Annotated in this window: 19 protein-coding genes and 1 pseudogene; 6 read left to right on the forward strand and 14 right to left on the reverse strand. The window is 71.0% G+C overall.

What is annotated here, in order from left to right; genetic code table 11:
* The first annotated feature begins 114 nt into the window (after positions 1 to 114).
* Positions 115 to 1122 (forward strand): ornithine carbamoyltransferase, encoded by a 1008-nt coding sequence (gene argF, locus F9278_RS37150; RefSeq protein WP_152172218.1) that lies wholly within the window; start codon positions 115 to 117, stop codon positions 1120 to 1122.
* Between the two features lie 22 nt (positions 1123 to 1144).
* Here the strand turns inward: argF and F9278_RS37155 are convergent, their stop codons facing one another.
* Entirely contained in the window at positions 1145 to 1597 is a 453-nt protein-coding gene (locus F9278_RS37155) for an ATP-binding protein (RefSeq protein WP_226967112.1), read from the reverse strand.
* 343 nt (positions 1598 to 1940) lie between these two features.
* On the opposite strand from F9278_RS37155, the gene F9278_RS37160 reads away from it, so the two are divergent.
* From F9278_RS37160 to F9278_RS47680, 3 genes and pseudogenes are all read left to right on the forward strand, one after another.
* The gene (locus tag F9278_RS37160; RefSeq protein WP_152172220.1) at positions 1941 to 2768 is read left to right on the forward strand and encodes an enoyl-CoA hydratase family protein; all 828 of its coding nucleotides are present in this window, start codon (positions 1941 to 1943) and stop codon (positions 2766 to 2768) included.
* Positions 2768 to 5170, forward strand: coding sequence for a bifunctional salicylyl-CoA 5-hydroxylase/oxidoreductase (locus F9278_RS37165; RefSeq protein WP_226967113.1), 2403 nt, complete (start codon positions 2768 to 2770; stop codon positions 5168 to 5170). The genes F9278_RS37160 and F9278_RS37165 overlap by 1 nt, the downstream gene beginning before the upstream one ends.
* Before the next feature lie 58 nt (positions 5171 to 5228).
* Positions 5229 to 5471: pseudogene (locus tag F9278_RS47680) on the forward strand (DUF1062 domain-containing protein); the annotation flags it as partial.
* Between the two features lie 109 nt (positions 5472 to 5580).
* Here F9278_RS47680 and F9278_RS37175 read toward each other — a convergent pair.
* From F9278_RS37175 to F9278_RS37210, 8 genes are all read right to left on the reverse strand, one after another.
* Positions 5581 to 6825 carry a sulfate adenylyltransferase subunit 1 gene (locus F9278_RS37175; protein ID WP_152172221.1) on the reverse strand — a complete coding sequence of 415 codons (1245 nt, stop codon included), beginning with the start codon at positions 6823 to 6825 and terminating at the stop codon, positions 5581 to 5583.
* Positions 6826 to 6827: 2 nt separating this feature from the next.
* Positions 6828 to 7730 carry a sulfate adenylyltransferase subunit CysD gene (gene cysD, locus F9278_RS37180; RefSeq protein WP_152172222.1) on the reverse strand — a complete coding sequence of 301 codons (903 nt, stop codon included), beginning with the start codon at positions 7728 to 7730 and terminating at the stop codon, positions 6828 to 6830.
* Positions 7727 to 8287, reverse strand: coding sequence for an adenylyl-sulfate kinase (gene cysC / locus F9278_RS37185; protein WP_152172223.1), 561 nt, complete (start codon positions 8285 to 8287; stop codon positions 7727 to 7729). The genes cysD and cysC overlap by 4 nt, the downstream gene beginning before the upstream one ends.
* Positions 8284 to 9528, reverse strand: a complete 1245-nt coding sequence (locus F9278_RS37190; RefSeq protein ID WP_152172224.1) for a glycosyltransferase family 4 protein — start codon at positions 9526 to 9528, stop codon at positions 8284 to 8286. The genes cysC and F9278_RS37190 overlap by 4 nt, the downstream gene beginning before the upstream one ends.
* The gene (locus tag F9278_RS37195) at positions 9525 to 9950 is read right to left on the reverse strand and encodes a hypothetical protein (protein WP_152172225.1); all 426 of its coding nucleotides are present in this window, start codon (positions 9948 to 9950) and stop codon (positions 9525 to 9527) included. Before F9278_RS37195 ends, F9278_RS37190 begins: the two co-directional genes overlap by 4 nt.
* A complete protein-coding gene (locus F9278_RS37200; protein WP_152172226.1) occupies positions 9932 to 10828 on the reverse strand; it encodes a sulfotransferase family protein in 897 nt (298 codons plus the stop codon). The genes F9278_RS37195 and F9278_RS37200 overlap by 19 nt, the downstream gene beginning before the upstream one ends.
* An 84-nt stretch (positions 10829 to 10912) precedes the next feature.
* Positions 10913 to 11731, reverse strand: coding sequence for a PaaX family transcriptional regulator (locus F9278_RS37205; protein WP_152172227.1), 819 nt, complete (start codon positions 11729 to 11731; stop codon positions 10913 to 10915).
* A gap of 15 nt (positions 11732 to 11746) precedes the next feature.
* Positions 11747 to 13381, reverse strand: a complete 1635-nt coding sequence (locus tag F9278_RS37210) for an AMP-binding protein (RefSeq protein ID WP_152172228.1) — start codon at positions 13379 to 13381, stop codon at positions 11747 to 11749.
* Positions 13382 to 13723: 342 nt separating this feature from the next.
* Here F9278_RS37210 and F9278_RS37215 point away from each other — a divergent pair, with 342 nt between their 5' ends.
* The gene (locus tag F9278_RS37215; protein WP_226967114.1) at positions 13724 to 14908 is read left to right on the forward strand and encodes an acyl-CoA dehydrogenase family protein; all 1185 of its coding nucleotides are present in this window, start codon (positions 13724 to 13726) and stop codon (positions 14906 to 14908) included.
* Positions 14905 to 15303 carry a RidA family protein gene (locus tag F9278_RS37220; RefSeq protein ID WP_152172229.1) on the forward strand — a complete coding sequence of 133 codons (399 nt, stop codon included), beginning with the start codon at positions 14905 to 14907 and terminating at the stop codon, positions 15301 to 15303. The genes F9278_RS37215 and F9278_RS37220 overlap by 4 nt, the downstream gene beginning before the upstream one ends.
* A gap of 37 nt (positions 15304 to 15340) precedes the next feature.
* Here F9278_RS37220 and F9278_RS48890 read toward each other — a convergent pair whose 3' ends face one another.
* The 5 genes from F9278_RS48890 to F9278_RS47690 form a co-directional block, all read right to left on the reverse strand.
* Positions 15341 to 15427, reverse strand: coding sequence for a DUF5999 family protein (locus F9278_RS48890; protein ID WP_404819031.1), 87 nt, complete (start codon positions 15425 to 15427; stop codon positions 15341 to 15343).
* A gap of 4 nt (positions 15428 to 15431) precedes the next feature.
* Positions 15432 to 16511 carry an IS630 family transposase gene (locus F9278_RS37225; RefSeq protein WP_450373038.1) on the reverse strand — a complete coding sequence of 360 codons (1080 nt, stop codon included), beginning with the start codon at positions 16509 to 16511 and terminating at the stop codon, positions 15432 to 15434.
* Between the two features lie 308 nt (positions 16512 to 16819).
* Positions 16820 to 17248: an AlbA family DNA-binding domain-containing protein gene (locus tag F9278_RS37230; RefSeq protein ID WP_193241806.1), complete on the reverse strand. Its 429-nt coding sequence runs from the start codon at positions 17246 to 17248 to the stop codon at positions 16820 to 16822.
* Positions 17249 to 17408: 160 nt separating this feature from the next.
* Positions 17409 to 17858, reverse strand: a complete 450-nt coding sequence (locus F9278_RS37235) for a hypothetical protein (protein WP_152172231.1) — start codon at positions 17856 to 17858, stop codon at positions 17409 to 17411.
* A 1-nt stretch (position 17859) separates the two neighbouring features.
* Positions 17860 to 22383 (reverse strand): DNRLRE domain-containing protein, encoded by a 4524-nt coding sequence (locus tag F9278_RS47690; protein ID WP_226967115.1) that lies wholly within the window; start codon positions 22381 to 22383, stop codon positions 17860 to 17862.
* Positions 22384 to 22458: the final 75 nt, after the last annotated feature.

The raw sequence follows: 22458 nt of genomic DNA on the forward strand, positions 1-22458 counted from the left end.
GCCGCACCAGGGGGTGCCGTATAGAAATGTGGAACATCGTATAGACTTCCAGTCTTCCTGATCCTCATCCTGTCCTTGCCCTTGTCCCTGCCCCGTAGACCCAGGAGCGCCCCCATGGCGACCGTCCCCCACGCCCTCGCCGGGCGCCACTTCCTCAAGGAGCTGGACTTCACCGCGGAGGAGTTCCGCGGGCTGATCGAGCTGGCCGTGGAGCTGAAGGCGGCCAAGAAGGCCGGGACGGAGACCCCGCTGCTGCGGGGCAGGAACATCGCGCTCGTCTTCGAGAAGACCTCGACGCGCACCCGCTGCGCGTTCGAGGTCGCGGCGGCCGACCAGGGGGCCCGGACGGTCTACCTCGACCCGTCCGGCTCGCAGATGGGCCACAAGGAGTCGGTCAAGGACACCGCACGGGTGCTCGGCCGGATGTTCGACGCCATCCAGTACCGGGGCGACAGCCAGGCGAACGTCGAGGAGCTGGCCGCCTACGCCGGGGTGCCGGTCTACAACGGCCTCACCGACGACTGGCACCCCACCCAGTTGCTGGCCGATGTGATGACCATGACCGAACACAGCGACAAGCCGCTGCACGGGATGACCTTCGCCTACCTCGGCGACGCCCGCTTCAACATGGGCAACTCCTACCTGGTCACCGGGGCCCTGCTCGGCATGGACGTCCGGATCGTCGCCCCGCGGGCGTACTGGCCGGCCGAGGAGATCGTCACCCACGCGCGCAAGCTCGCGGAGATCAGCGGGGCGCGGATCACGCTCACCGAGCACATCCACGACGGGGTCGAGGGCGCCGACTTCGTCGCCACCGACGTCTGGGTGTCGATGGGGGAGCCCAAGGAGGTCTGGGACGAGCGGATCGGGGCGCTGTCCCCGTACGCCGTGACCATGGACGTGCTGCGGTCCACCGGCAACGCGGACGTCAAGTTCCTGCACTGTCTGCCCGCATTCCACGACCTCGGTACCAAGGTCGGGCGCGAGATCCATGAGCTGCACGGGCTGGACTCGCTGGAGGTGACGGACGAGGTGTTCGAGTCGTCGCACTCCGTCGTGTTCGACGAGGCGGAGAACCGTCTGCACACGATCAAGGCGGTACTGGTGGCGACGCTGGCGTAAGCACCCGCTCCCCCGCCCCCGCTTATGCGTGGCGGCGCTGGGGCGGCACCGTCGGCAGCCTGAACCACACCGCCTTGCCGGAGTCCGTGGGGCGATGGCCGCAGGCGGAGCTGAGGGCGCGGATGAGCAGCAGGCCGCGGCCGTGCTCCTGCCAGGGGTCGGGGTCGATCCGGCCCGGGGCGGTGAGGTCGCCCGGGGGCGCCGGGTCCGGGTCGTGGACCTCCACCTTGCAGCCGGTCGGCACCAGCTCCACGACCAGCTCTATGGGCCCGTCCCCGGCCGCGTGCTCGATCGCGTTCGCGACCAGTTCCGCCGTGAGCAGCTCCGCCGTGTCGCAGTCCGCCCCGTGGTCCAGCTCGGTCAGGGCCGTACGCACCAGCGCACGGGCCACGGGCACGGCCGCGGCGGTGTGCGGCAGCGCGATGCGCCAGGAGGCGGGGGCGGAGGGTTCTTGCAAGGCGGCGGATCCGTTCATGGAGCAGGTCATGGGTCGTCCTGCTTTCAACGTGACGAATGGTACGGCGAGGACCGGCGGAGTCGCGCGGCGGGAGCCGTGGGGGACCGTCGGCCCCGTTGCGGGCGGTCTACCCCTGGCAACGCCCCGCCGCGCCCGACCGAGCCCGTCGTTACCGGCTTGTCGAACGTCCGTGACCGAGTCACGGACCCCGACGACCCCGAACGCCCTATCGCGTACTCGTGACGACAGTCAGATATCAGTGATAACTTCGAGAGGCGGGGAAGCAAGGGAAGTAGGCAGGGGAAGTACAGGCAGGGAAGTAGCCGCAGCGCAGCGGTAGCCCCCGAGGAGGCCGCCCGTCATGAGTCCCTTCACCGGCTCCGCCGCCCGCACCACCGACTGGCGACATCTGCGGTGCGAGATCACCGACGGTGTGGCCACCGTCACTCTCGCCCGCCCCGAGAAACTCAACGCCCTCACCTTCGGCGCCTACGCCGACCTGCGCGATCTGCTGGCCGAACTCTCCCGCGAGAGGTCCGTACGGGCCCTGGTGCTGGCCGGAGCGGGCCGCGGCTTCTGCTCCGGTGGCGACGTCGACGAGATCATCGGCGCCACCCTCGCCATGGACACCGCCCAGCTCCTCGACTTCAACCGGATGACCGGGCAGGTCGTGCGGGCCGTACGCGAGTGCCCGTTCCCGGTGGTCGCCGCCGTGCGCGGCGTGGCCGCGGGCGCCGGCGCGGTCCTCGCCCTGGCCGCCGACTTCCGCGTCGCCGACCCCACCGCCCGCTTCTCCTTCCTCTTCACCCGCGTCGGCCTCTCCGGCGGCGACATGGGCGCGGCCTATCTCCTGCCCCGCGTCGTCGGCCTCGGCCACGCCACCCGCCTCCTCATGCTCGGCGAACCCGTCCGCGCCCCCGAGGCCGAACGCATCGGCCTGATCAGCCAGCTCACCGACGAGGGCAGCGCCGACGAGGCCGCCCAGGCTCTCGCCCGCCGCCTGGCCGAGGGCCCGGCCCTGGCCCACGCCCAGACCAAGGCCCTGCTGACGGCCGAACTGGACATGCCGCTCTCCGCGTCCGTGGAACTGGACGCGGCCACCCAGGCCCTCCTCATGACCGGCGAGGACTACGCGGAATTCCACGCGGCGTTCACGGAGAAGCGCCCCCCGAAGTGGCAGGGCCACTGATGCCGACGTCGCCTGTCACGCCAAGTCCAGGGGCAGCCCACCCAGGGGCGCGGGGCAGTACTGAATATGCGGCTACCGCCGCGTGGGCGCGACCAGCCACAACAAACCCGCAGCCGCCAACCGGACAGAACCTCCCCACCCGTATCGCGATCATCGGCGGAGGCCCAGGCGGCCTCTACGCCGCCGCCCTCCTCAAACGCCTCAACCCATCCCGCGAGATAACCGTCTGGGAACGCAACCCCCCGGACGACACCTTCGGCTTCGGCGTAGTCCTCTCCGACGAAACCCTGGGCGGCATAGAACACGCCGACCCCACGGTCTACGACGCCCTGCGCCCCCACTTCACCCGCTGGGACGACATCACCATCGTCCACCGGAACACCCGCCACACCGCCGGAGGCCACGGCTTCGCCGCCCTCGGCCGCCGCCGCCTCCTCCAGATCCTGCACACCCGCTGCCGAGAACTGGGTGTAGAGCTCCGCTTCGGCACGGAGGCCCCGTACCCCGCCTGGCTCTGCGAGACGTACGACCTGGTCGTCGCGGCGGACGGGGTGCACAGCGCGACCCGTGAGGCATACGCGGAGGTCTTCCGGCCGACCGTCCAGGCGCACCGCTGCCGCTATATCTGGCTCGCCGCCGACTTCGCCTTCGACGCCTTCCGCTTCGAGATCGCCGAGACCGAGCACGGTGTGGCGCAACTGCACGGCTACCCCTACGCGCCGGACGCCTCCACGGTCATCGTGGAGATGCGCGAGGAGGTGTGGCGGGCCGCCGGGCTGGACCGGGCGGACGAGCGGGAGTCGGTCGAGCACTGCGCGAAACTCTTCGCGGACGCGCTCGGCGGCCGGCCCCTGCGCTCCCACAACTCCACCTGGACGACCTTCCGCACGGTCGTCAACGAGCGCTGGTCGCACGGCAATCTGGTGCTGCTCGGCGATGCCGCGCACACCGCGCACTTCTCCATCGGCTCCGGTACGAAGCTGGCCGTCGAGGACGCGCTCGCGCTCGCCGCCTGTCTGGAGGAACAGCCGGACCTGGCAAGGGCGTTGACGGCGTACGAGGCGGAGCGGCGCCCGGTGGTCGCTTCCACCCAGCGGGCGGCGCGGGCCAGTCTGGAGTGGTTCGAGAACATCGGGTTCCATCTCGACCAGCCCTCACGGCAGTTCGCCTTCAATCTGCTCACCCGCAGCCGCCGTGTCACCCACGACAACCTCCGGCTGCGCGACCCGCGCTTCACGGACGCGGTGGAGCGGGAGTTCGGCTGCCCGCCGGGAACGCCCCCGATGTTCACCCCGTTCCGGCTGCGCGGTCTGACCCTGCGCAACCGTGTCGTCGTCTCCCCGATGGACATGTACTCGGCGACCGACGGCGTCCCCGGCGACGTCCACCTCGTCCACCTGGGCGCCCGCGCCCTCGGCGGCGCCGGGCTGGTGATGACCGAGATGGTGTGCGTGAGCCCCGAGGGGCGGATCACCCCGGGCTGTGCGGGACTCTGGAACTCCCGGCAGGCCGAGGCCTGGCGCCGCACGGTGCGGTTCGTGCACGAGCGGGCGCCCGGCACGGCCATCGGCGTCCAGCTGGGCCACTCCGGCCGCAAGGGCTCGACCAGGGTGATGTGGGAGGGCATCGACGAGCCGCTGGACGCGGACAACTGGCCCCTGACGGCGGCCTCCCCGATCCCGTACAAGCCGGGCAGCCAGACCCCGCGCGCCCTCTCCCGGGCCCAACTCACCGACATCCGCCTACAGTTCACGGCAGCCGCCGGCCGGGCCGCCCGCAGCGGCTTCGATCTCCTCGAACTCCACTGCGCCCACGGCTACTTGCTCTCCGGTTTCCTCTCCCCGCTGACCAACCGCCGCACCGACCGCTACGGCGGCCCGCTCGACCACCGGCTGCGCTTCCCTCTCGAAGTCTTCGACGCCGTACGGGCGGTGTGGCCGGAGGAGCGCCCGATGACCGTGCGTATCTCGGCGACGGACTGGGCCGACGGGGGGACCACGGCCGAGGACGCCGTCGAGATCGCCCGTGCCTTCGCCGCGCACGGCGCCGACGCGATCGACGTCTCGACCGGGCAGGTGGTCGCCGACGAACACCCCGAGTACGGCCGCTCGTACCAGACCCCGTTCGCGGACCGTATCCGGCACCAGGTGGGCGTACCGACCGTCGCCGTCGGCGCCATCTCCTCCTGGGACGACGTCAACTCCCTCATCCTGGCGGGCCGTACGGACCTCTGCGCCCTCGGCCGCCCCCATCTGTACGACCCGCACTGGACGCTCCACGCGGCGGCGGAGCAGGGCTACGAGGGGCCGGGCGTGGCCTGGCCCTCCCCCTATCTGGCCGGCCGCCGCCGCCCCACCACGGGCCGCACGGACGCCCCCAAACCCCGGCTGACCCTGTCCTAGCCGACCTCGTCCTGGCCGACGGCGGCCGTACCGCGAGGGCGCCCGAAAACCGGTGGAGGACAACGACCCCGCCCTGGCACTCGACACGGGGGGAGCGGATCGTCCGGACCATGAGGTGATCGATGTGTCGGTCAGCTTCGCTGCGCGGATCCCCCTCCGGCCGGTGCGGCCGATCGCCGAAGGCCTCGGTCTCCCACGGGCCGGGGTCGAGCGACTGATCACGGAGGGGAAGCTCGTCTCGGCGGTCCGGCTGAACGGTCGGCTCTCCGGCGACTTCACCTTCACCTTCACGCTCAAGCGCCGAGCCCTTCCCGGCACCGAGCCGACGGGCCGGGGCTTGTCCGGCGACAACCCGCCGGACGGGCCCCGGACGAACACCGGACGAGCACCGGACAAGCCCCGGGAGGCCGCTACCGCAGCTCCACCATCCCCGCCGTCAGCGTCGCCCCGTCCGCCGGGTCGACCAGGATGAACGCCCCCGTCCGCCGCACCGCCGCGTAGTCGTCCAGCGCGAGCGGCTCGGCCGTGCGCAGCACGATCCGGCCCAGGTCGTTCGTGGTCAGCTCGGGGAACCCGCCGAGTTCCCTGACGATCGCCTGGACGGTACGGGTGGTGTGCCGGAGCAGGACGCGGTCGCCGACCCGCAGCGGCCGTTCCGCCAGATGGCAGACCGCCGCCCGGACGTCCCGCGTCAGCGAGGGCGCCGTGTCGGCCGCCCCCGTCGTGATCATGTCCCCGCGGGACACGTCCCGTTGGTCCGCCAGCCGCACACTGATCGACCGCGGCGCGTACGCGGCCTCCGCCGCCTCACCGAGGACGTCGATGCCGGTGATCTCGGAGGTCTCACCCGACGGATGCACGGTCACCCGGTCACCGACCCGCAGCGCACCCGACACCAACTGCCCCGCGTAGTGCCGGACTTCACCGTGCCGGATCACATACTGCACGGGGAAGCGCGCCGGGGCGTCCGCTGCCTCCACGCCCACCGGCACGGTCTCCAGGAACTCCAGGAGCGCCGGACCGTCGTACCAGTCCATCCGCGCCGACCGCTCGACGACATTGTCACCGGCCAGTGCCGACACCGGGATCGAGGTGAAGCCGGGCAGTCCCAACTCGTCGGCGTGCCGCGCGAAGTCCTCGACGATCCGCCGGAACTCCTTCTCCTCGTACCCGACCAGGTCCATCTTGTTGACGGACAGCACCACGTGCGGCACCCGCAGCAGCGCCGCCACGGCGGCGTGCCGCAGCGTCTGCTCGACCACCCCGTTGCGGGCGTCGACCAGGACGATCGCCAGCTCGGCCGTGGAGGCGCCGGTGACCATGTTGCGGGTGTACTGCACATGCCCGGGGGTGTCGGCGAGGATGAACCGGCGGCGGGCCGTGGCGAAGTAGCGGTACGCCACGTCGATCGTGATGCCCTGCTCCCGCTCGGCCCGCAGACCGTCCGTCAGCAGCGCCAGGTCCGGGGCGTCCTGCCCACGGTCTGCGGAGAACCGCTCCACCGCCTCCATCTGGTCCGTCAGCACCGACTTGGAGTCGTGCAGCAGCCGACCGACTAGCGTGGACTTCCCGTCGTCGACCGAACCGGCCGTCGCGAAGCGCAGGGTGTCGATGGTGGCCGAGGGCCGCTCGACCGTACTCGTGCTCGTGCTCATGGCTAGAAGTACCCCTCGCGCTTACGGTCCTCCATCGCGGCCTCGGACATCTTGTCGTCCGCGCGCGTCGCACCCCGCTCGGTCAGCCGGGAGGCCGCGATCTCGGTGATCACGGCGTCCAGCGTGGTCGCGTCCGAGTCCACCGCGCCCGTGCAGGACATGTCGCCGACCGTCCGGTACCGCACCTGCCGCTTCTCGACCGTCTCGCCGTCCTTGGGCCCGCCCCACTCACCGGCGGTCAGCCACATCCCGGCCCGGCGGAACACCTCGCGGTGATGGGCGAAGTAGATCTCCGGCAGCTCGATGCCCTCGCGGGCGATGTACTGCCACACGTCCAGCTCGGTCCAGTTGGACAGCGGGAAGACACGCACATGCTCCCCAGGAGCGTGCCGCCCGTTGTACAGGTTCCACAGCTCCGGCCGCTGCCGCCGCGGATCCCACTGCGAGAACTCGTCCCGCAGCGAGAACACCCGCTCCTTGGCGCGTGCCTTCTCCTCGTCCCGGCGCCCGCCGCCGAAGACGGCGTCGAACTTCTCCGCCTGGATCCGCTCCGTCAACGGCACGGTCTGCAGCGGATTCCGCGTCCCGTCCGGACGCTCCCGCAGCACACCCCGGTCGATGTGGTCCTGCACGGAGGCCACATGCAGCCGCAGACTGTGCCGGGCCACCGTGCGGTCCCGGTACTCCAGCACCTCGGGGAAGTTGTGCCCGGTGTCCACGTGCAGCAGCGAGAACGGCACCGGAGCGGGCGTGAACGCCTTCAGCGCCAGATGCAGCATGACGATGGAGTCCTTGCCGCCGGAGAACAGGATCACCGGCCGCTCGAACTCGCCCGCCACCTCACGGAAGACATGGACCGCCTCGGACTCCAGGGCGTCCAGGTGGGACAGGGTGGGGACGGTCATACGAGGCCCCGCTCCGCCAGCAGCGCGTACACCGACGCGGCCGACTCGTCGGGCGTCTGGTCCTGCGTCGGGAGGAAGAGCGCGGGGTCGGCCGGCGGCTCGTACGGGTCGTCGACACCGGTCAGCCCCTTGAGCTGCCCGGCGGCCTGACGGGCGTACAGGCCCTTCACATCGCGCTCGCTGCACACCTCGACGGGGGTGGCGACATGCACCTCGAAGTACGGGGTGCCGCTGACGTCGTGGCGCTTGCGGACGGCCTCGCGGCTGTCGGCGTACGGCGCGATGACGGGGACGACGGAGAGCACGCCGTTGCGGGCGAGGACCTCGGCGACCAGGCCGATGCGCTGGACATTGGTGTTGCGGTCCTCGCGGGAGAAGCCGAGGCCGGCGGAGAGGAAGCGGCGGATCTCGTCACCGTCGAGGACCTCCACCCGGTGCCCCTCGGACCGCAGCCGGCCGGCGAGGACCCGGGCGATCGTGGTCTTGCCCGCGCTCGGCAGTCCGGTGAGCCAGACCGTGGCTCCCTGGGCCCGGGACGCCCTGGACGAGGTGGTCATGCGTGGGTTCCTTTCGCGGCGCCGGCGGCATGGCCGTGCCGTTGTTCGTGGAGGGAGGTGAAGAGGGACTCCCAGCGGTGGTGCACGGAGTCCGGACCGTAGGAGGCGGCCGTGAGGACCGCCGCCACACCCATGTCGGCGCGCAGCACCTCGTCGGCCATCAGCCCGGCCATCGCGTCGGCGAGCGCGTCGGGGTCCTCGGGGGCGACGAGCAGCCCGTCCACGCCGTGCGTCAGCACGTCGGCGGGGCCGGTCGGGCAGTCGAAGCTCACCACGGGCAGGGCGTGGCTCATCGCCTCGATCATCACCATCGGCAGTCCCTCGAAGCGTGAACTGAGCACGTAGAAGGAGGCCTTGGCGAGTTCGTCGTCCAAGCGGTCGGTGTGTCCCATGAGGAACACGTGATTGTAGAGATGGTGTTCTTCGATGAGATGACGGAGTTCCGACTTCTTCTCGCCGCTGCCGTAAATTCTCAGCTGCCAGTCGGGATATGTCTCCACGAGCTTCGCCCAGGCCGGGATCAGCAGGTCGAAGCCCTTCTGCGGGAAGAGTCGGCCGGCCGCCACCGCGATCCTCGACCTGGGGTCGGCGGGGATCTGGTCCAGGGAGTGCACGGCGTTCGGGATGCGGACGACCTTGGTCCCGGGCAGCAGTTCGGCGTACTCGTCGCGGTCGCGTTCGGTGAGCACGGCGACCGTCGCGAAGTGCGGGTAGGTCTCCCGGATGCGCTGTTGCACGTCCCGCTTGTGGGTGCCGAGGTTCATGTGCTCCTGGGCGATCCGGACCACACCGGACGTGGCGTGCTCGGCGGCCAGGAAGTTCAGCGCGGGCCGGGTGGTGACCAGGACGCCGTCCGTCAGCGACCGCATGTAGGCGATGAGCCGGTCCTCGACGTACCGGTTGAAGTAGCGGTAGCCGAACTCGCCCTTCGGGACGTGCCGGGCGGGCGCCTCCAGCAGTTCGCCGCGCTTGCGGTCGCGCCAGCGCGCGACGAGGCCGGACGGCGGGGTGTAGGTGCCCTCGCGCAGGTCCACGACCGTGGACACCCTCACCCGGGGGTCGAGCGGGAACTGGATGTCGTCGCGGCGGCGCAGCGCGCTGACGATCTCCACGGTCCAGCCCGCCGCGACCAGGGAGTTGGCCTGGTTCATCACCGTGCGGATGGTGCCGCCCCGGCCGTAGGCGTGCAGCAGCAGATAGCGGATGTGGGGGCGCCGGGGGATCGGGCGGCGGTCGGTCATGCGGAGCCTCCCGTGCGGCACTCCAGAGACAGGTTGTCCTTGATCGTGTAGTAGGGGCGCACCCGGAGGTCCCCGGTGCGCTGCTCCGGATACACGAAGATCTTCTTCTTGCCGCGTACGTCGTCCAGGTGCCTCCCGGCGCGCAGTTCGACCTCGCCGTCGGTGAGGTGGATGTCCCACTCCTCGACGGGCGCGGGGTCGCTCGCGGTGAGGTCGGCGACGGGCAGTTCGCTCTCGAAGCGGTCGCCCTTGACGTCGGCGTCGTAGCGCAGGGTCTGGCCGGCCCGCGCGCGGCGGGTGAGGAGCAGCTGCCAGGTGCCGTCCGCCGGGACCCCGTGGATGCGTCCGACGAGTCTGATGCGCCCGTCGCGCGGCCAGACCTCGCCCATCTCGGCGTGCGGCCTCACTTGCTGTAGCCCCACGCCTCGCACATCGGCCGGAGGAGATCGGGGATGTCGTCCTCGGTGGGCAGCGCCCGCCCGGCCTGCACCTGACCGGTCTTGATCTTGTCCCGCCAGTCGCCGAGCCCCTTCACGACCTGGGCGTCGTCCTTCTTGCCGTAGTCGAGCATGGCCGGCTCGAAGGCGAGGTCGAGGAAGTCGCAGAGCCCCCGCATCTCCTTCTCGGGGTCGGCGGTGATGTCCTCGTAGCGCACGGTGTGTCCGCCGGTGAGCCCCTTGCGGGCCTTCTCGACGGCCTTCATGTAGCGCAGCGCGTCGGCGGCGGCCTCGTCGTAGGTGCGCTTGTCGGGGTCGCCCTCGTGCCAGGACTGGGCGATGGAGACCGGGTGGCGCAGCAGGAAGACGAAGCGGGCGTCGGGCCAGCAGTCCCGGATACGCTCGTACACGAAGGCGTTGCTGGGGGTCTTCTCGACGACGAAGTCCTTGCCCGACCTGACCAGTTCGCGGTGCATGACCCGGTCCCAGAGCAGATGCTCCAGATCACCGCGCTCCAGGTCGAGGGCGTTCATCGCCTTCTGCGACAGCTTGCTGCCGTAGCCGACCTCCAGCCTGCGTATGTGCAGCTCGTGCGGGGAGTGCAACCGTGAGTGCGCGTTCATGAGCATCCGCAGCAGGGTGGAGCCCGACCGCACGGGAGACATGATGAAGACCGGCTGCCTGAGCAACCGGTCCGTGGCGAGGTCCTCGGGAGCCGGACATCGGTACACCGCCGTGGGCTTCTTCGCGGCCGGCTTCGGAGCCGTGACCTTGGGCGCGGCGGGCGCCGCCGCGGGCGCCCTGCGGACTTGCAGACCGGTGGTGGCGGTGAGTGCACGGTTCAGGTTGCGCATGAGGCTCATGCGTCAGGATGGTAAGTAAGGATTCTGAGAAGATTGAAGTAGAACCCTGAGCGTTCCCTTAGTGAACGAAACTGTTACAGGAATTTACGATCCGGTGCCCGCGAACCTCGCGCCCGCCTCCCGCAGCCGCGCGTGCAGCGCCCGGAACACCGCCGCCGACCGCACCCCCGGCCAGTCCGCGGGCAGCAGCGCCGCGGGCAGCCCGGGGTCGGCGTACGGCAGATGGCGCCAGGAGTCCAGGGCCAGCAGATAGTCCCGGTACGCCTCCTCCGTCGGGGTCTCCTCGCGGCGCTCCCAGCCGTGCAGCACGGGCGCGTGCCGGTCGAGGAACGCCTCGTGCTGCTTGGCGATCCCGGCCAGGTCCCACCAGCGCGCCACCGCCTCGGCGGTCGCCGCGAACCCCAGATGCTCGCCCCGGAACAGGTCCACGTACGGGCCGAGCCGCAGCCGGACCAGGGTGTGCCGGGTCTCCTCGTACAGCCGGGCCGGCGCGATCCACACGCCCGGCGCGGCCGTGCCGAAGCCGAGTCCGGCCAGCCGGGAGCGCAGGACGTGCCGTTTCTGCCGCTCCGACTCCGGCACCGAGAACACGGCGAGAACCCAGCCCTCGTCCTGCTCGGGCGCCGTCGCGTAGATCCGCCGGTCGCCGTCGTCGAGGAGCTGCCGCGCGTCCTGCGACAGCGCGTACCCGGCGGCCCCCGCCGCCGTCCGGGCCGACAGCAGCAGGCCCCGCCGTTTCAGCCGGGACACGGAGGAGCGGACGGAGGGCGCGTCGACCCCGACCGCGGCGAGCAGCCGGATCAGCTCGGAGACGGGCACCGGGCCCGGCACCGAACGGCCGTACGCGCCGTAGAAGGTGACGATGAGCGAACGTGGTGCGTGCTGTTCGGACACGTTGATCATTTTAGGTCTTCGGCATCACTGCTGGTCATCTAGGGTGCGCAGCCGGAACCGCTGAAGTTTGCCGGTGGCCGTGCGCGGCAGCGCGTCCAGGAACACGATCTCGCGCGGACATTTGTACGGCGCCAGCTCCGCCTTGAGGAACGCGCGCAGCGCCTCGCCGTCCCGCCGGGCACCCGCCGCGACCACCACACAGGCGACGACGACCTGGCCGCGCGCCTCGTCCGGCCGCCCCACCACCGCCGTCTCCACCACGTCCGGATGACGCATCAGGGCCTCCTCGACCTCGGGTCCCGCGATGTTGTAACCGGCCGAGACGATCATGTCGTCGGCGCGGGCGACATAGCGGAAGTACCCGTCCGGCTCACGGACGTACGTGTCGCCCGTGACGTTCCAGCCGTTCCGTACGTACTCCCGCTGCCGCTCGTCCGCCAGATAGCGGCACCCCACCGGACCGCGCACCGCGAGCAGCCCCTGCCGCCCGTCGGGCACCGGCTTCCCGTCCTCGTCCTGAACCCGCGCCCGCCACCCCGGCACGGGCACCCCCGTCGTCCCCGGCCTGATCCCGTCGTCGGCCGCGGAGATGAAGATGTGCAGCAGCTCGGTCGCCCCGATGCCGTTGATGATCCGCAGCCCGGTCCGCTCGTGCCAGGCCCGCCAGGTCGCCTCGGGCAGGTTCTCGCCCGCCGACACACACCGCCGCAGCGACGAGATGTCGTACGCGTGCGACGCGTCGGAGGCGTTCGACCCGTTCAGCTCGCCCAGCATCGCCCGGTACGCGGTCGGCGCGGTGAACAGCACCGACACCCGGTGCTCGGCGACCGCCGGCAGCAACTGCCTCGGCCCCGCCTGTTCGAGCAGCAGCGCGCTGGCGCCGGCCCGCATCGGGAAGACGACGAGCCCGCCGAGGCCGAAGGTGAAACCGAGCGGGGGAGACCCGGCGAACACGTCGTCGGCGCGGGGGCGCAGCACATGCCTGGAGAAGGTGTCCGCGATCGCCAGTACGTCCCGGTGGAAGTGCGCGCACCCCTTCGGCCGCCCGGTCGTCCCGGACGTGAAAGCGATCAGCGCCACGTCGTCGGCCGCCGTGTCCACCGCCTCGTACGGCCCCCGCGCCCCGTCCGCCGACGCCGGACCGAGCAGGCCGTCCGGCCCGTCCCCGCCGAAGGCGGCGACCCGCAGCCCCGGCACGTCCGCCTTCACCAGGTCGTCCATATGCCGTGCGTCGCACAGCGCGTACGACACCCGGGCCAGCTCGCAGATCGTCGCCAGCTCGTGGGGCCGCTGCTGGGCCAGCACCGTCACCGCGACCGCCCCCGCCTTCAGCACCGCGAGCCAGCACGCGGCCAGCCAGGGCGTGGTGGGACCGCGCAGCAGCACCCGGTTGCCGGGGACCACCCCGAGGCCGGAGGTGAGCGCGTGGGCGACCCGGTCGACACGGGTGCGGAGTTCGCCGTACGTCCACACCTCCCCGGCGGGCGTACGGAAGACGGGCCGGCCGGGATCCCCGCCGTCGAGCAGTGCGGCGGCGGCGTTGAGCCGGTCCGGATAGCGCAGCTCCGGCAGGTCGAACGACAGCTCGGGCCACTGGTCCGGCGGCGGGAGACAGTCCCGGGCGAAGGTGTCGACATGGGCGGTGACCCTGGAGTTCATGACGTTCGCCCCCTGCTGTGGTCCCTCGTGGTCTAGGGCCCTTCTGATGGATCTCCGTGGCGTCGCGACGCCCGGCACGCACTCTCGCCGCACCGGGCAAAAGCCCAAGTGGCTCCGCTACGAGGGCTTCCGCCCGGCACGCCGAGAGCACGCACCGAACGCCGCTCCTTCTCCCACGGAGATCCATCAGAGGGGCCCTTGCCGAAGTGGACTCGCACGTGGTGGTGGGCTCGCATGCCGTGGGTGCCCGGCACCAGCGAGCGTATCGCCTTGGTGACGGCAGTCAACAGTTCGCGATAACCTCGGTGAGGGCCCCGAGGGGGAGAAGGGACGGGACGGCCGATGACGGCATTCTCGCTCGAACCGGCGCAACTCGCCTGGCGTGCCGAACTGCGCGCCCTGGCCGTCGAACGGCTGCGCCCCCTGGCCGACAAGGGCGAGCCCGGTCATGTCAACCGCCCCCTCGTCGCCGAGCTGGGCCGGCTGGGCCTGCTCGCCCGGCTGTTCACCTCGGGCGCCCTCGACCTCTGTCTGATGCGCGAGTCACTGGCGTACGTCTGCACGGAGGCCGAGACGGCGCTGGCCCTCCAGGGCCTCGGCGCCCATCCGGTGCACGCCCACGGCACCCCGGCCCAGCGCGCCCGCTGGCTGCCCCGGGTGAGCGACGGCGACGCGGTCGCGGCCTTCGCGCTCAGCGAGCCGGGCGCCGGTTCGGACGCGGCGGCCCTCGCCCTGCGGGCGGAGCCCGACGGCCCCGGCCGCTGGCGGCTCACCGGCGAGAAGTGCTGGATCTCCAACGCCCCCGAGGCCGACCTGTACACGGTCTTCGCCCGCACCACCCCCGGCGCGGGCTCGCGCGGTGTGACCGCCTTCCTGGTCCCGGCCGACCGCCCCGGCCTCACCGGCACCGCCCTCGACATGCTCTCCCCGCACCCCATCGGCACCCTCGACCTCGACGCCGTCCCCGTCACCGCCGCCGACGTCCTCGGCGCGCCCGACCGGGGCTTCCGCGTCGCCATGGCCACCCTCAACCTGTTCCGCCCGAGCGTCGGCGCCTTCGCGGTCGGCATGGCCGAGGCCGCCCTCGACGCGACCCTCGCGCACACCGCCCGACGGGAGGCGTTCGGCGGCAGGTTGAGCGACCTTCAGACGGTCGCCCACCAGGTCGCCGAGATGGCGCTGCGCACGGAGGCGGCCCGGCTGATGGTCTACGCGGCGGCAGCGGCGTACGACTCCGGCGACCCGGACGTCCCCCGGCGGGCCGCGATGGCCAAGCTGCTGGCCACCGAGACCGCGCAGTACGTCGTCGACGCGGCCGTACAACTGCACGGGGCGCGGGCGCTGCGCCGGGGCCACTTGCTCGAACACCTCTACCGGGAGGTGCGGGCGCCGCGCATCTACGAAGGGGCGAGCGAGGTGCAACGGGCGGTCATCGCGAAGGAGTTGTACCGGCGGACCGCGTCGCAGGAGCCGCAGGAGCCGCAAGAGCCGCAGGAATCAAGGGAGTCGCGGGAGGGGGCCGCATGAGTGTCGAGCGGGTGAACCCGGCCGGGCTGTCACCGCCCACCGGCTTCTCGCACGCCGTGGTCGCCACCGGCACCCGGGTCGTGTTCCTGGCGGGCCAGACCGCGCTGGACGCGGACGGCAAGATCGTGGGGGAGACACTGGAGGAGCAGTTCGAGCGGGCGCTCGGCAATCTGCTCACCGCGCTGGAGGCCGCCGGGGGAACACCGGCCGACCTCGCCCGCGTCACGGTCTACGCGACGGACGTCCCCGACTACCGGCTCCACGCACGGCAACTCGGCCGTGTCTGGCGGAGGTTGGTCGGCCGGGACTATCCCGCGATGGCGGTCGTCGGCGTCGTACGGCTGTGGGACGAGCGGGCGTTGGTGGAGCTGGACGGCTTCGCGGTGCTGCCGTAGCCCCCGCGGGGTGTCGGACACCCCCTGCCGGCCGGGGTCAGGCGGCGACTGCGAGACGGCTCGGGGCGACGATGCTGCCGTCGGGCAGGATCTCACCGGTGTCGTCGAAGATTGAGTCGAAGATTGGGTCAGGACACTGCTATTGATCCGAAACTCAATCGGTTCCATTCGAGGGTGTAGCGGAGGTGTGGGCCGCCGAAGTAGCCGCGGACGATGTGTGGCTGCCGTTGGCGGCGGTGGAAGAACCGGCGGGTCTCGGCCGCGAGTTGGGCCTGGTCGCGGGCCCGGCTGTGCATGGGCAGGCTCCGTTTGAGGTCGGCGTTGACCAGTTCGTCGGGGTTCAGCTCCGGCGAGTACGGCGGCAGGAAGTGCAGCTCGATGCGGTCCGGGTGATCGGCGAGCCATGCGCGGACCTTGCGGGAGCGGTGCGCGGAGTGGCGGTCCAGGACGAGGTGCACCTTGCGGTCGAAGTGGCCCGCGAGCCGGTCCAGGAAGCGGCACATGACGTCGGCGTCGAAGGTCTCGGTGAAGACCATGAAGTGCATGCGGCCCCTGGTGCTGATCGCGGACATCGCGTTGACCGAGAACCGGTTGCCCGTGCGGCGGACGACCGGGGTACTTCCTTTGGCGCCCCAGGTGCGTCCCGTGACCTGGTCGGAACGGATGCCGACCTGGTCGGCGAAGAGCACCTCGCCGCCCTCGGCCTTCGCCCTGGCCCGGATCGCCGGCCAGGTCTCCTCCCGCCAGACGCGGACCGCTTCCGCGTCCTGCTCGACGGCACGCCTGTCCGGGCGCTGGAACGACAGCCCCCACCGGCGCAGATACTTGCCCACCCCCTGCTCGGTCAGCCGCACCCGGTACAGCTTCGCGATCAGATCCCCGACCCCGGCCCGCGTCCACAGCTGCCCCGCCAGCCCCAGGTCACAGGGGCGGTGATCCAGAACCGCCTGCCGGACCGCCTGCTGCTCGACCGCACCGAGAACCTGATGCTCGCCGACCCGGCGCCCACGCGGCTGGGCCACCAGCGCTTCGCGCCCGCCGGCCAGCCACTTCGCCCACCAGTTGTCCACCGCCTTGAGCGAGACCTGGAAGACCGCCGCGACATCCTCGCGAGTCCGGCCCGCCACCAGTGCGGCCACCGCCCGCAGCCGAAGGGCCTCCTGCGCCGACGGCGACAACTGCCGTGCATCCCCCACCAGTTCACTCACGCAGGGGACCAACGACCCAGAACACCTACCGTTTCGGATCAATAAGGGGTCCTTGCAGAAAGATCGTGTTGTGGCACGGTGGAGATGTACGTGATCCCGTCTTCTGTTCCCCAGGGGCCTCCTGTCCGACACTGCGGGTCGGGCCACCGGATCGCGTAGCCGTCACACGGTCGGCGCCGTCGCGCCTGCCTGTTCGCGTTCTCTCCAGGCCGCTGTGCGGCAGCGGCCGGAACAAAAGAACTGGTCAGCGCGGGTGAAGTAGCCGGTGGCCAGCCGGTGGCCGCACGCGGGGCAGGTGGGCCCGCGTCCTATCGTGTGGGCGGCCATGAGGTCGAGGGCGCGGCCGTTACGGCGGTACTGGCGGAACCAGGCTGACTTGCACGCGGTCGAGCAGTACCGGCGCCGCGGTGCCGAGTCTGCGGGCAGCGGCTTGTGTTGCGGTATCGCAGCACCTCGCTGTCGCTGAGTGCGACTCCGGGGAGCTCCGCCGCCCGGGCCTGGTCGTCCTCGGCAACGCCGAGCAGCAGGACTCCGCCAGCGGTGTTGGCCAGGGCCGCCACGTCACCGGCCAGGTCCCGCTTGGCCTTGTCATTGCCGCCGTAGAGCTCCCCCTTGAACTCCAAGTCGTAGGACTCGGAGACCGCGTTCGTCTTCAGGGCGGCGACCTGGGCGTGCGAGACCGCGTCCAGCCGGGCTCCGAAGAGCCCTTCCAGGCGACGGGAGCGAAGAGCAACCATGACGCCCGATACTGCCCGAACCACCCTCATCTGTCACAGGATTAATCGGAAGTACCGCCAGCTACGCACGTGCCGGACCATCTGACGAAGCGACCGGCAGACGAATGTGAAGCGCCCGTCCCTCCGATGGCGCCGGGGGACGGGCGCTTGGGCAGAGAGCTCAGTCCTGGAGCTTCAGGCCCTTGGGTGAGGTGAGGCCCTTGTCAGGGTGGGCGCGGAACGTAGCCGTCCAGACGGTGGGCGAGCAGGACGCGCCGTTGGGGTGCTGCTCCGTCAGCTTGGCCTGGGCGCTGTCCTCGACGACTTTCTCACCGCTCTTCACCGAGGTCACGGTGAGCCGTACAGGCACGGTGGACGCACCGATGTCGTCGGGGAGTTGGACCGCCAGTGTGGCGAACGGGTCGTCGGGGCTGCCCGATGCCCGCTCCTCGCAGGAGCCGTCCACGCACAGCCGGATCCTTGCCGCATCCCGGCCGCCGAAGTCGGCGGGCTGCCACACGGCGGAGACCTGTGAGTCCGCGTCGGCTTCGGTGCATGGTGTGTCCGGGCCGAGGAACGAGCATCCGGTCAGGACCATCGCCAGCAGGGGCGTGAGAAGGGTGCGGCGCATGTCAGTACCTCGCTACGGTGCCGGGGAAGGCGCTGTTGGCCAGTCCGATGTCGGTGAAGAACGCCCAGCACGGGTCGAAGAGGCCGCCGCTGTGGTCGCTGCCGCCGCCACCGCCGCCGGAGTGGATGCCCTTGGCGTAGGCGCGTCCGCTGCTGTCGACGGTGTACACCGGCCCCCCGGAGTCCCCGTGGGTCGTGCAGGATCCGGACGTCTTCTTGGCGACGACCATGTTCCTGGCCGTCGTACCGCCGGAGTAGTCGAAGGTCACCTGGGTGTCGGTCACCTCCCAGCCGCAGATCTCGCCGGTCATCATGCCGCCCGTACAGACCTTGTCACCCTCTTGCGCCCAGCGCCGCCAGTAGTCCTTGACAGGCCGGGACGACTTGCCCGTCTTGCCGCCCTTGTAGATCCGGGCTGAAGCTGAGCTGTCGCTGTTGATCCGGTACAGCGCCAGATCACCGGAGTAGTACTTCTGGCCGGAGAGCTTCACCGAGCCGTGTCCGTTTTTCCAGTTGTCCCGGACGACTGGGCCTATGTAGTCGTCACCGCTGGGGTTCGTGATGGCCCCGTTGCCGGAGGTGCAGTGGCCCGCCGTCACCATGTACCACTTGCTGTTGTACCTCCAGGGAAATCCAGCCGTGCACCAACTCGCCTTGTTGTCGGACATCAGCGAGTAAATGCGGGCGCCACCGTAGTAGGGCGAGGTGTCGTTGTAGCGGGTGGCCTGAGGTTCCAGCTCGTCGACACCGGGCATGATCTGGACGGCCACGGTGTCGGTGCCGTATCGCTCGCCCAGAGCGATGACCAGGTCCGGGGTGGCCGTCTCTGTCCCCACGACGACACGGTTCGCCTCAGCGTCCACGGACGCGACGTGCAGTGCGCCAGCGCCGGGCAGTTCCGCCTCCGACAGTTGGAGGACTTCGTCGCGCAGTGACTCCAGCGCGGTGACGCTGTGCTTCACCACTTCGGTGCGGGGGGTGACCTGCTCGGTCACGGTCGGCCCGGCAGGCGCGGGAATGGTCTCCGTGGTGTCCTCAGGCATCGCGAACGACTCCTCTCCGGTGGTCTCCACGGATCCGTCCGCGGGCGGCGACGGAGTCTCAGTCTCGTTGGGCTCGGTGTCGGGCTTGCCGTCGTCCTCCGTGTCCTCGGCGGGCAGGCCGCTGCCCTCGTCGGCGGGGGCTTGCGTCACCTGGATCGGGTGGGATGCCTCGTCGGTCGAGGACGACTCCACGACCGGCGCGACCAGGTCACCTGTCGCCGGGTCGATGTAGGGCGGGGCGAAGGCGTCCGGGTCCTCCGCGGCGCGGGCCCCGGCCTGCTCCAGGGCGTAGGCCTGGGCGGGTTCCGACTCTTGCGTGTCGTCGTCCATACCGCCCTCGATGACCTCGACACGGGCCACGATCGCGGAGACCGGTTCGGCCTCCGGCGGGCTGTACGAGCCGCCGAAGCGGGCGCCGATCTGCCGGCCGCCGCTGCCGGACAGGGACGAGGTGTCCCACAGGAGCTTCGGCGCCTCGCCGCTGCTAAGCGGCACCGGCCAGGTGACGGCGGAGCCGTCGGCGCGGGACACCTGGGAGGCCGGGATGACCTGCCACGGATCGGCGGACGAGGACCGCTGCAGGAAGGTGACGTCCGTCAGCGAGGCCGGGGCGCTGACCGCGAGGTCGACCGAGCCGACGAGCACCTCACCGTTCGCAGGCGCGGTCACCGCCGCCCGTCCGACGTGGAAGGCGCGCTTGGTCTCGGCCGAGACGTTGCCGGCCCGGTCGGTGGCGGTGACGGCGAGCTGGTGGCTGCCCTCGGTGGCCGGAGTGATCGGCAGCGCCACCGGGCCGCCGGTGGTGGTGACGGTCTGGGCGGTACCGCCGTCGACCGAGTACGTCAGGCTGCGGGTGTCGGTTCCGTCGGGCGTCAGCGTGAACGTCCCGGTCGTCTGCGCACCGCCGGCCCAGGCATTCGACGGGTAGGCCGCTGAAGTCACGGCCGGGGCGCCGGGCGCGGTGGTGTCGACGGTGAACCGGAAGTGCGAGGTCGCCCCTCCCGTGCCGTTGCCGTCGATACCGCGCACGTGCAGGTACCAGGTGCCCTCGGTGCGGGTCGTCGTGTACGAGGTGCTTGTCGTCTCGGCCGTACTGTCGGGCACGGTGTCTGCGATGGAGTCGACGACGATGCTGTATCCGGCGGAGGCGCCGGAGGGCGCGGTCCAGGTCGCGCTGAAGGAGCCGCTCTTATACGCGTCCGTCTGTTCGGGGTGTGTGGTCGAGCTGATCGCCGGGCTCGGCGGCAGCGTCATATCCACGCGGAACGGCAGATGCGCGGCGGTGGACGACCAGTTGCCCGCCTGGTCCTTCGCCCGCACATGCAGGTACCAGGTTCCGTCCGCATCGACGGTGGTGGTGAGTTTCGTAGATGTCTGCACGGTGCCGGTGGTGGCCGGCAAGGTGTCGGTGACGCGGTCCACGGCGACCGCGTAGCCATCTGCGCCGGACAGGTCGGTGGGCGCGGACCAGCTGAAGGAGGCGGTGCGGTTGGCGTACGCGCTCGACGCCACGAGGTGGGTGGAGGAGACCAGGCCGCCGGGCGCGCCCGGGGCGGTGGTGTCGACGTTGAAGCCGCGATGCTGCGTCGCCGACCACAGTCCGGCCTTGTCCTTGGCAGCCGCGTGCACCCACCAGGTGCCGTCGGTGCGCCCGGACCAGTTCACGGCGGCGGCCGTCTGTGTGACGGTGGTTCCGGCGGCGGTCGTCGGGCTCTGGTCGAGCTTGACGGCGTATCCGCTGACGCCGGAGGCGTCCGTCGAGGCGAGTGTGCCCGTGAAGGTGGTGGCGTCGTACCAGGCCGACGCAGAGGGGTGGCTGGTGGAGGTGAGGGCGGGGGTGGACGGGACGGTGGTGTCGACGGTGAACGTCTGCCACGCCGACCAGGCCCCGGTGTCGGTGCCGTCGGACGCCCTGGCCCGCCACTTGTAGTCGCCCGGCGCCAGGGCGCCGACCGTGTGGGTCGCCACCGCCCCGGAGGCCACGGAGGCGGACGTGCCGGACTTCAGGGCCGCGGTGCCGTTCGCCGCCCAGACCTCGAAGGTGTGCGTGAGCTGCTGGGCGTCGGCGTCGGTGGCCTTCGCGGACAGGGTGGGTGTGGTGTCCGAGGTGTAGGTGCCGGACAGCGGGGAGACGGCCGTCGCGGTACCGGGCTTGGAGTTGTAGGTGACCGTCAGGGACGGCTCGTAGGCGGCGTTGTGCGAGCCGTCCGTCTGGTTCGCCGAGTGGTAGCGGCGCCAGGTCAGCGGGTCCGTCTCATCGACGGCCGCGATCCGCACACCGTGGTTCGGCTGGCCGTCGGCCCATGCCTGGACGATCCCGTCGATGTCCCAGGAGACGTGCCCGGCCGGGCAGGTGGAGTTGTAGCCCTTGGCCGCGGTGGAGGTCACGGCGCCGGTCGAGGTGGTCGTCGGCTGCTCGGCCCAGGTGATGGCCGACGGGTCCCAGGACGAGGTGATACGGCGTACCTGGTTGCCGGCGCCGGCAGTGCTGCAGGTGGACGAGTAGTACGAGTACAGGCGCAGATCGGTGTCGAGGACGTGCTTGTCGGCGTACTTCGCCACGTCGAACTTGAGGTACGAGCGGGCCTTCTCGGTGCCGTTGTAGGTACCGGCCTTCAGCTCGGTCGAGCCGCGCTGCGAGGTGAGGTAGTCGTCGTACTGGACCCAGGTGTCGGTCACCGGGCCGAGCAGAGAGTCGGTCGGGTCGATGGTGACCGGGTACTCCAGGTCGGGGTCGGCGAGGAACTCCTCGTCGGGCTCCAGGACCAGAACTTGATCGCCGGTGTCCGCGTTCCGCTCGACCGTGACGTCGATGGCCGCGAGATCCTCGGGCTCACCGGAGGCGCGCTTCTCGCCCGAACCCCACATCACCGGCAGCGGCGCGGTGGCCACCGTACGGCCCTTGCTGTCGCTCCAGCGCAGCCGTTCGTCATCGGTCTCGTGCAGGGTGAGGCCCTCGGCGGAGACGGGCAGCCGGTAGCTGACCGGGCCGTCGGGGCGCTCGTGCAGAACAACGGAGTGGGAGAAGCCCTCCTTCAGGGCGGTCACCACGAGGTCGCCGCCCTCAACGGCGTCCGGGTAGACGGCGGTCGGGCCGTCCAGGCGCGGCTCGGGCAACTTGCCAGGCCAGTCGAGGCCGAGCGTACGGCCGCCGCGGGAGACCTCGGCCAGCGGTTCGCCCGAACCGCCGCCGGAGAAACTGATGTCAGCGGCCGCGGTCTTCGGCCGTACCACGCCGTCCTCCGCCACGAGCGTGGTGTCTATCGACCGCCAGCCGCCGTCGGACTGCTTGACCCGGATCGGGCCGGTGTACGTCTCGACGGTGGTCGTTCCGTCGGCGTTGGCCCAGGTGGTGGTCGAGTCGGTGCGTTCGGAGACTATCTCGGTCCGGGTATCGACTGCCTGCGCCGCCGGGGCGTCAGCGGCAGGAGCGGCATCCTCGGCGAACGCGGGCTCGTTGAGCAGCGGCAGCGGAACGCACACGAGAGCGGCCAGCAGGGCTGCCGCCAGGGCCCGTTGCTTCCGACGGGATCTTCGCCGACCCGGGACCGGGATGAT

The organism is Streptomyces phaeolivaceus (genome assembly GCF_009184865.1).
Lineage (GTDB): Bacteria > Actinomycetota > Actinomycetes > Streptomycetales > Streptomycetaceae > Streptomyces > Streptomyces phaeolivaceus.

Bases quoted from the DNA above. Each gene is read 5' to 3' on its own strand.
- F9278_RS37235 (WP_152172231.1), bottom strand. From the start codon at position 17,858: ATGCGCCGCACCCTTCTCACGCCCCTGCTGGCGATGGTCCTGACCGGA.
- F9278_RS37160 (WP_152172220.1), top strand. From the start codon at position 1,941: ATGAGTCCCTTCACCGGCTCCGCCGCCCGCACCACCGACTGGCGACAT.
- F9278_RS37200 (WP_152172226.1), bottom strand. From the start codon at position 10,828: ATGAGCCTCATGCGCAACCTGAACCGTGCACTCACCGCCACCACCGGT.
- argF (WP_152172218.1), top strand. From the start codon at position 115: ATGGCGACCGTCCCCCACGCCCTCGCCGGGCGCCACTTCCTCAAGGAG.
- F9278_RS37175 (WP_152172221.1), bottom strand. From the start codon at position 6,825: ATGAGCACGAGCACGAGTACGGTCGAGCGGCCCTCGGCCACCATCGAC.
- cysC (WP_152172223.1), bottom strand. From the start codon at position 8,287: ATGACCACCTCGTCCAGGGCGTCCCGGGCCCAGGGAGCCACGGTCTGG.
- F9278_RS37190 (WP_152172224.1), bottom strand. From the start codon at position 9,528: ATGACCGACCGCCGCCCGATCCCCCGGCGCCCCCACATCCGCTATCTG.
- F9278_RS37230 (WP_193241806.1), bottom strand. From the start codon at position 17,248: ATGGTTGCTCTTCGCTCCCGTCGCCTGGAAGGGCTCTTCGGAGCCCGG.
- F9278_RS37220 (WP_152172229.1), top strand. From the start codon at position 14,905: ATGAGTGTCGAGCGGGTGAACCCGGCCGGGCTGTCACCGCCCACCGGC.
- F9278_RS37165 (WP_226967113.1), top strand. From the start codon at position 2,768: ATGCCGACGTCGCCTGTCACGCCAAGTCCAGGGGCAGCCCACCCAGGG.
- F9278_RS37205 (WP_152172227.1), bottom strand. From the start codon at position 11,731: ATGATCAACGTGTCCGAACAGCACGCACCACGTTCGCTCATCGTCACC.
- F9278_RS37215 (WP_226967114.1), top strand. From the start codon at position 13,724: ATGACGGCATTCTCGCTCGAACCGGCGCAACTCGCCTGGCGTGCCGAA.
- cysD (WP_152172222.1), bottom strand. From the start codon at position 7,730: ATGACCGTCCCCACCCTGTCCCACCTGGACGCCCTGGAGTCCGAGGCG.
- F9278_RS37155 (WP_226967112.1), bottom strand. From the start codon at position 1,597: ATGAACGGATCCGCCGCCTTGCAAGAACCCTCCGCCCCCGCCTCCTGG.
- F9278_RS37210 (WP_152172228.1), bottom strand. From the start codon at position 13,381: ATGAACTCCAGGGTCACCGCCCATGTCGACACCTTCGCCCGGGACTGT.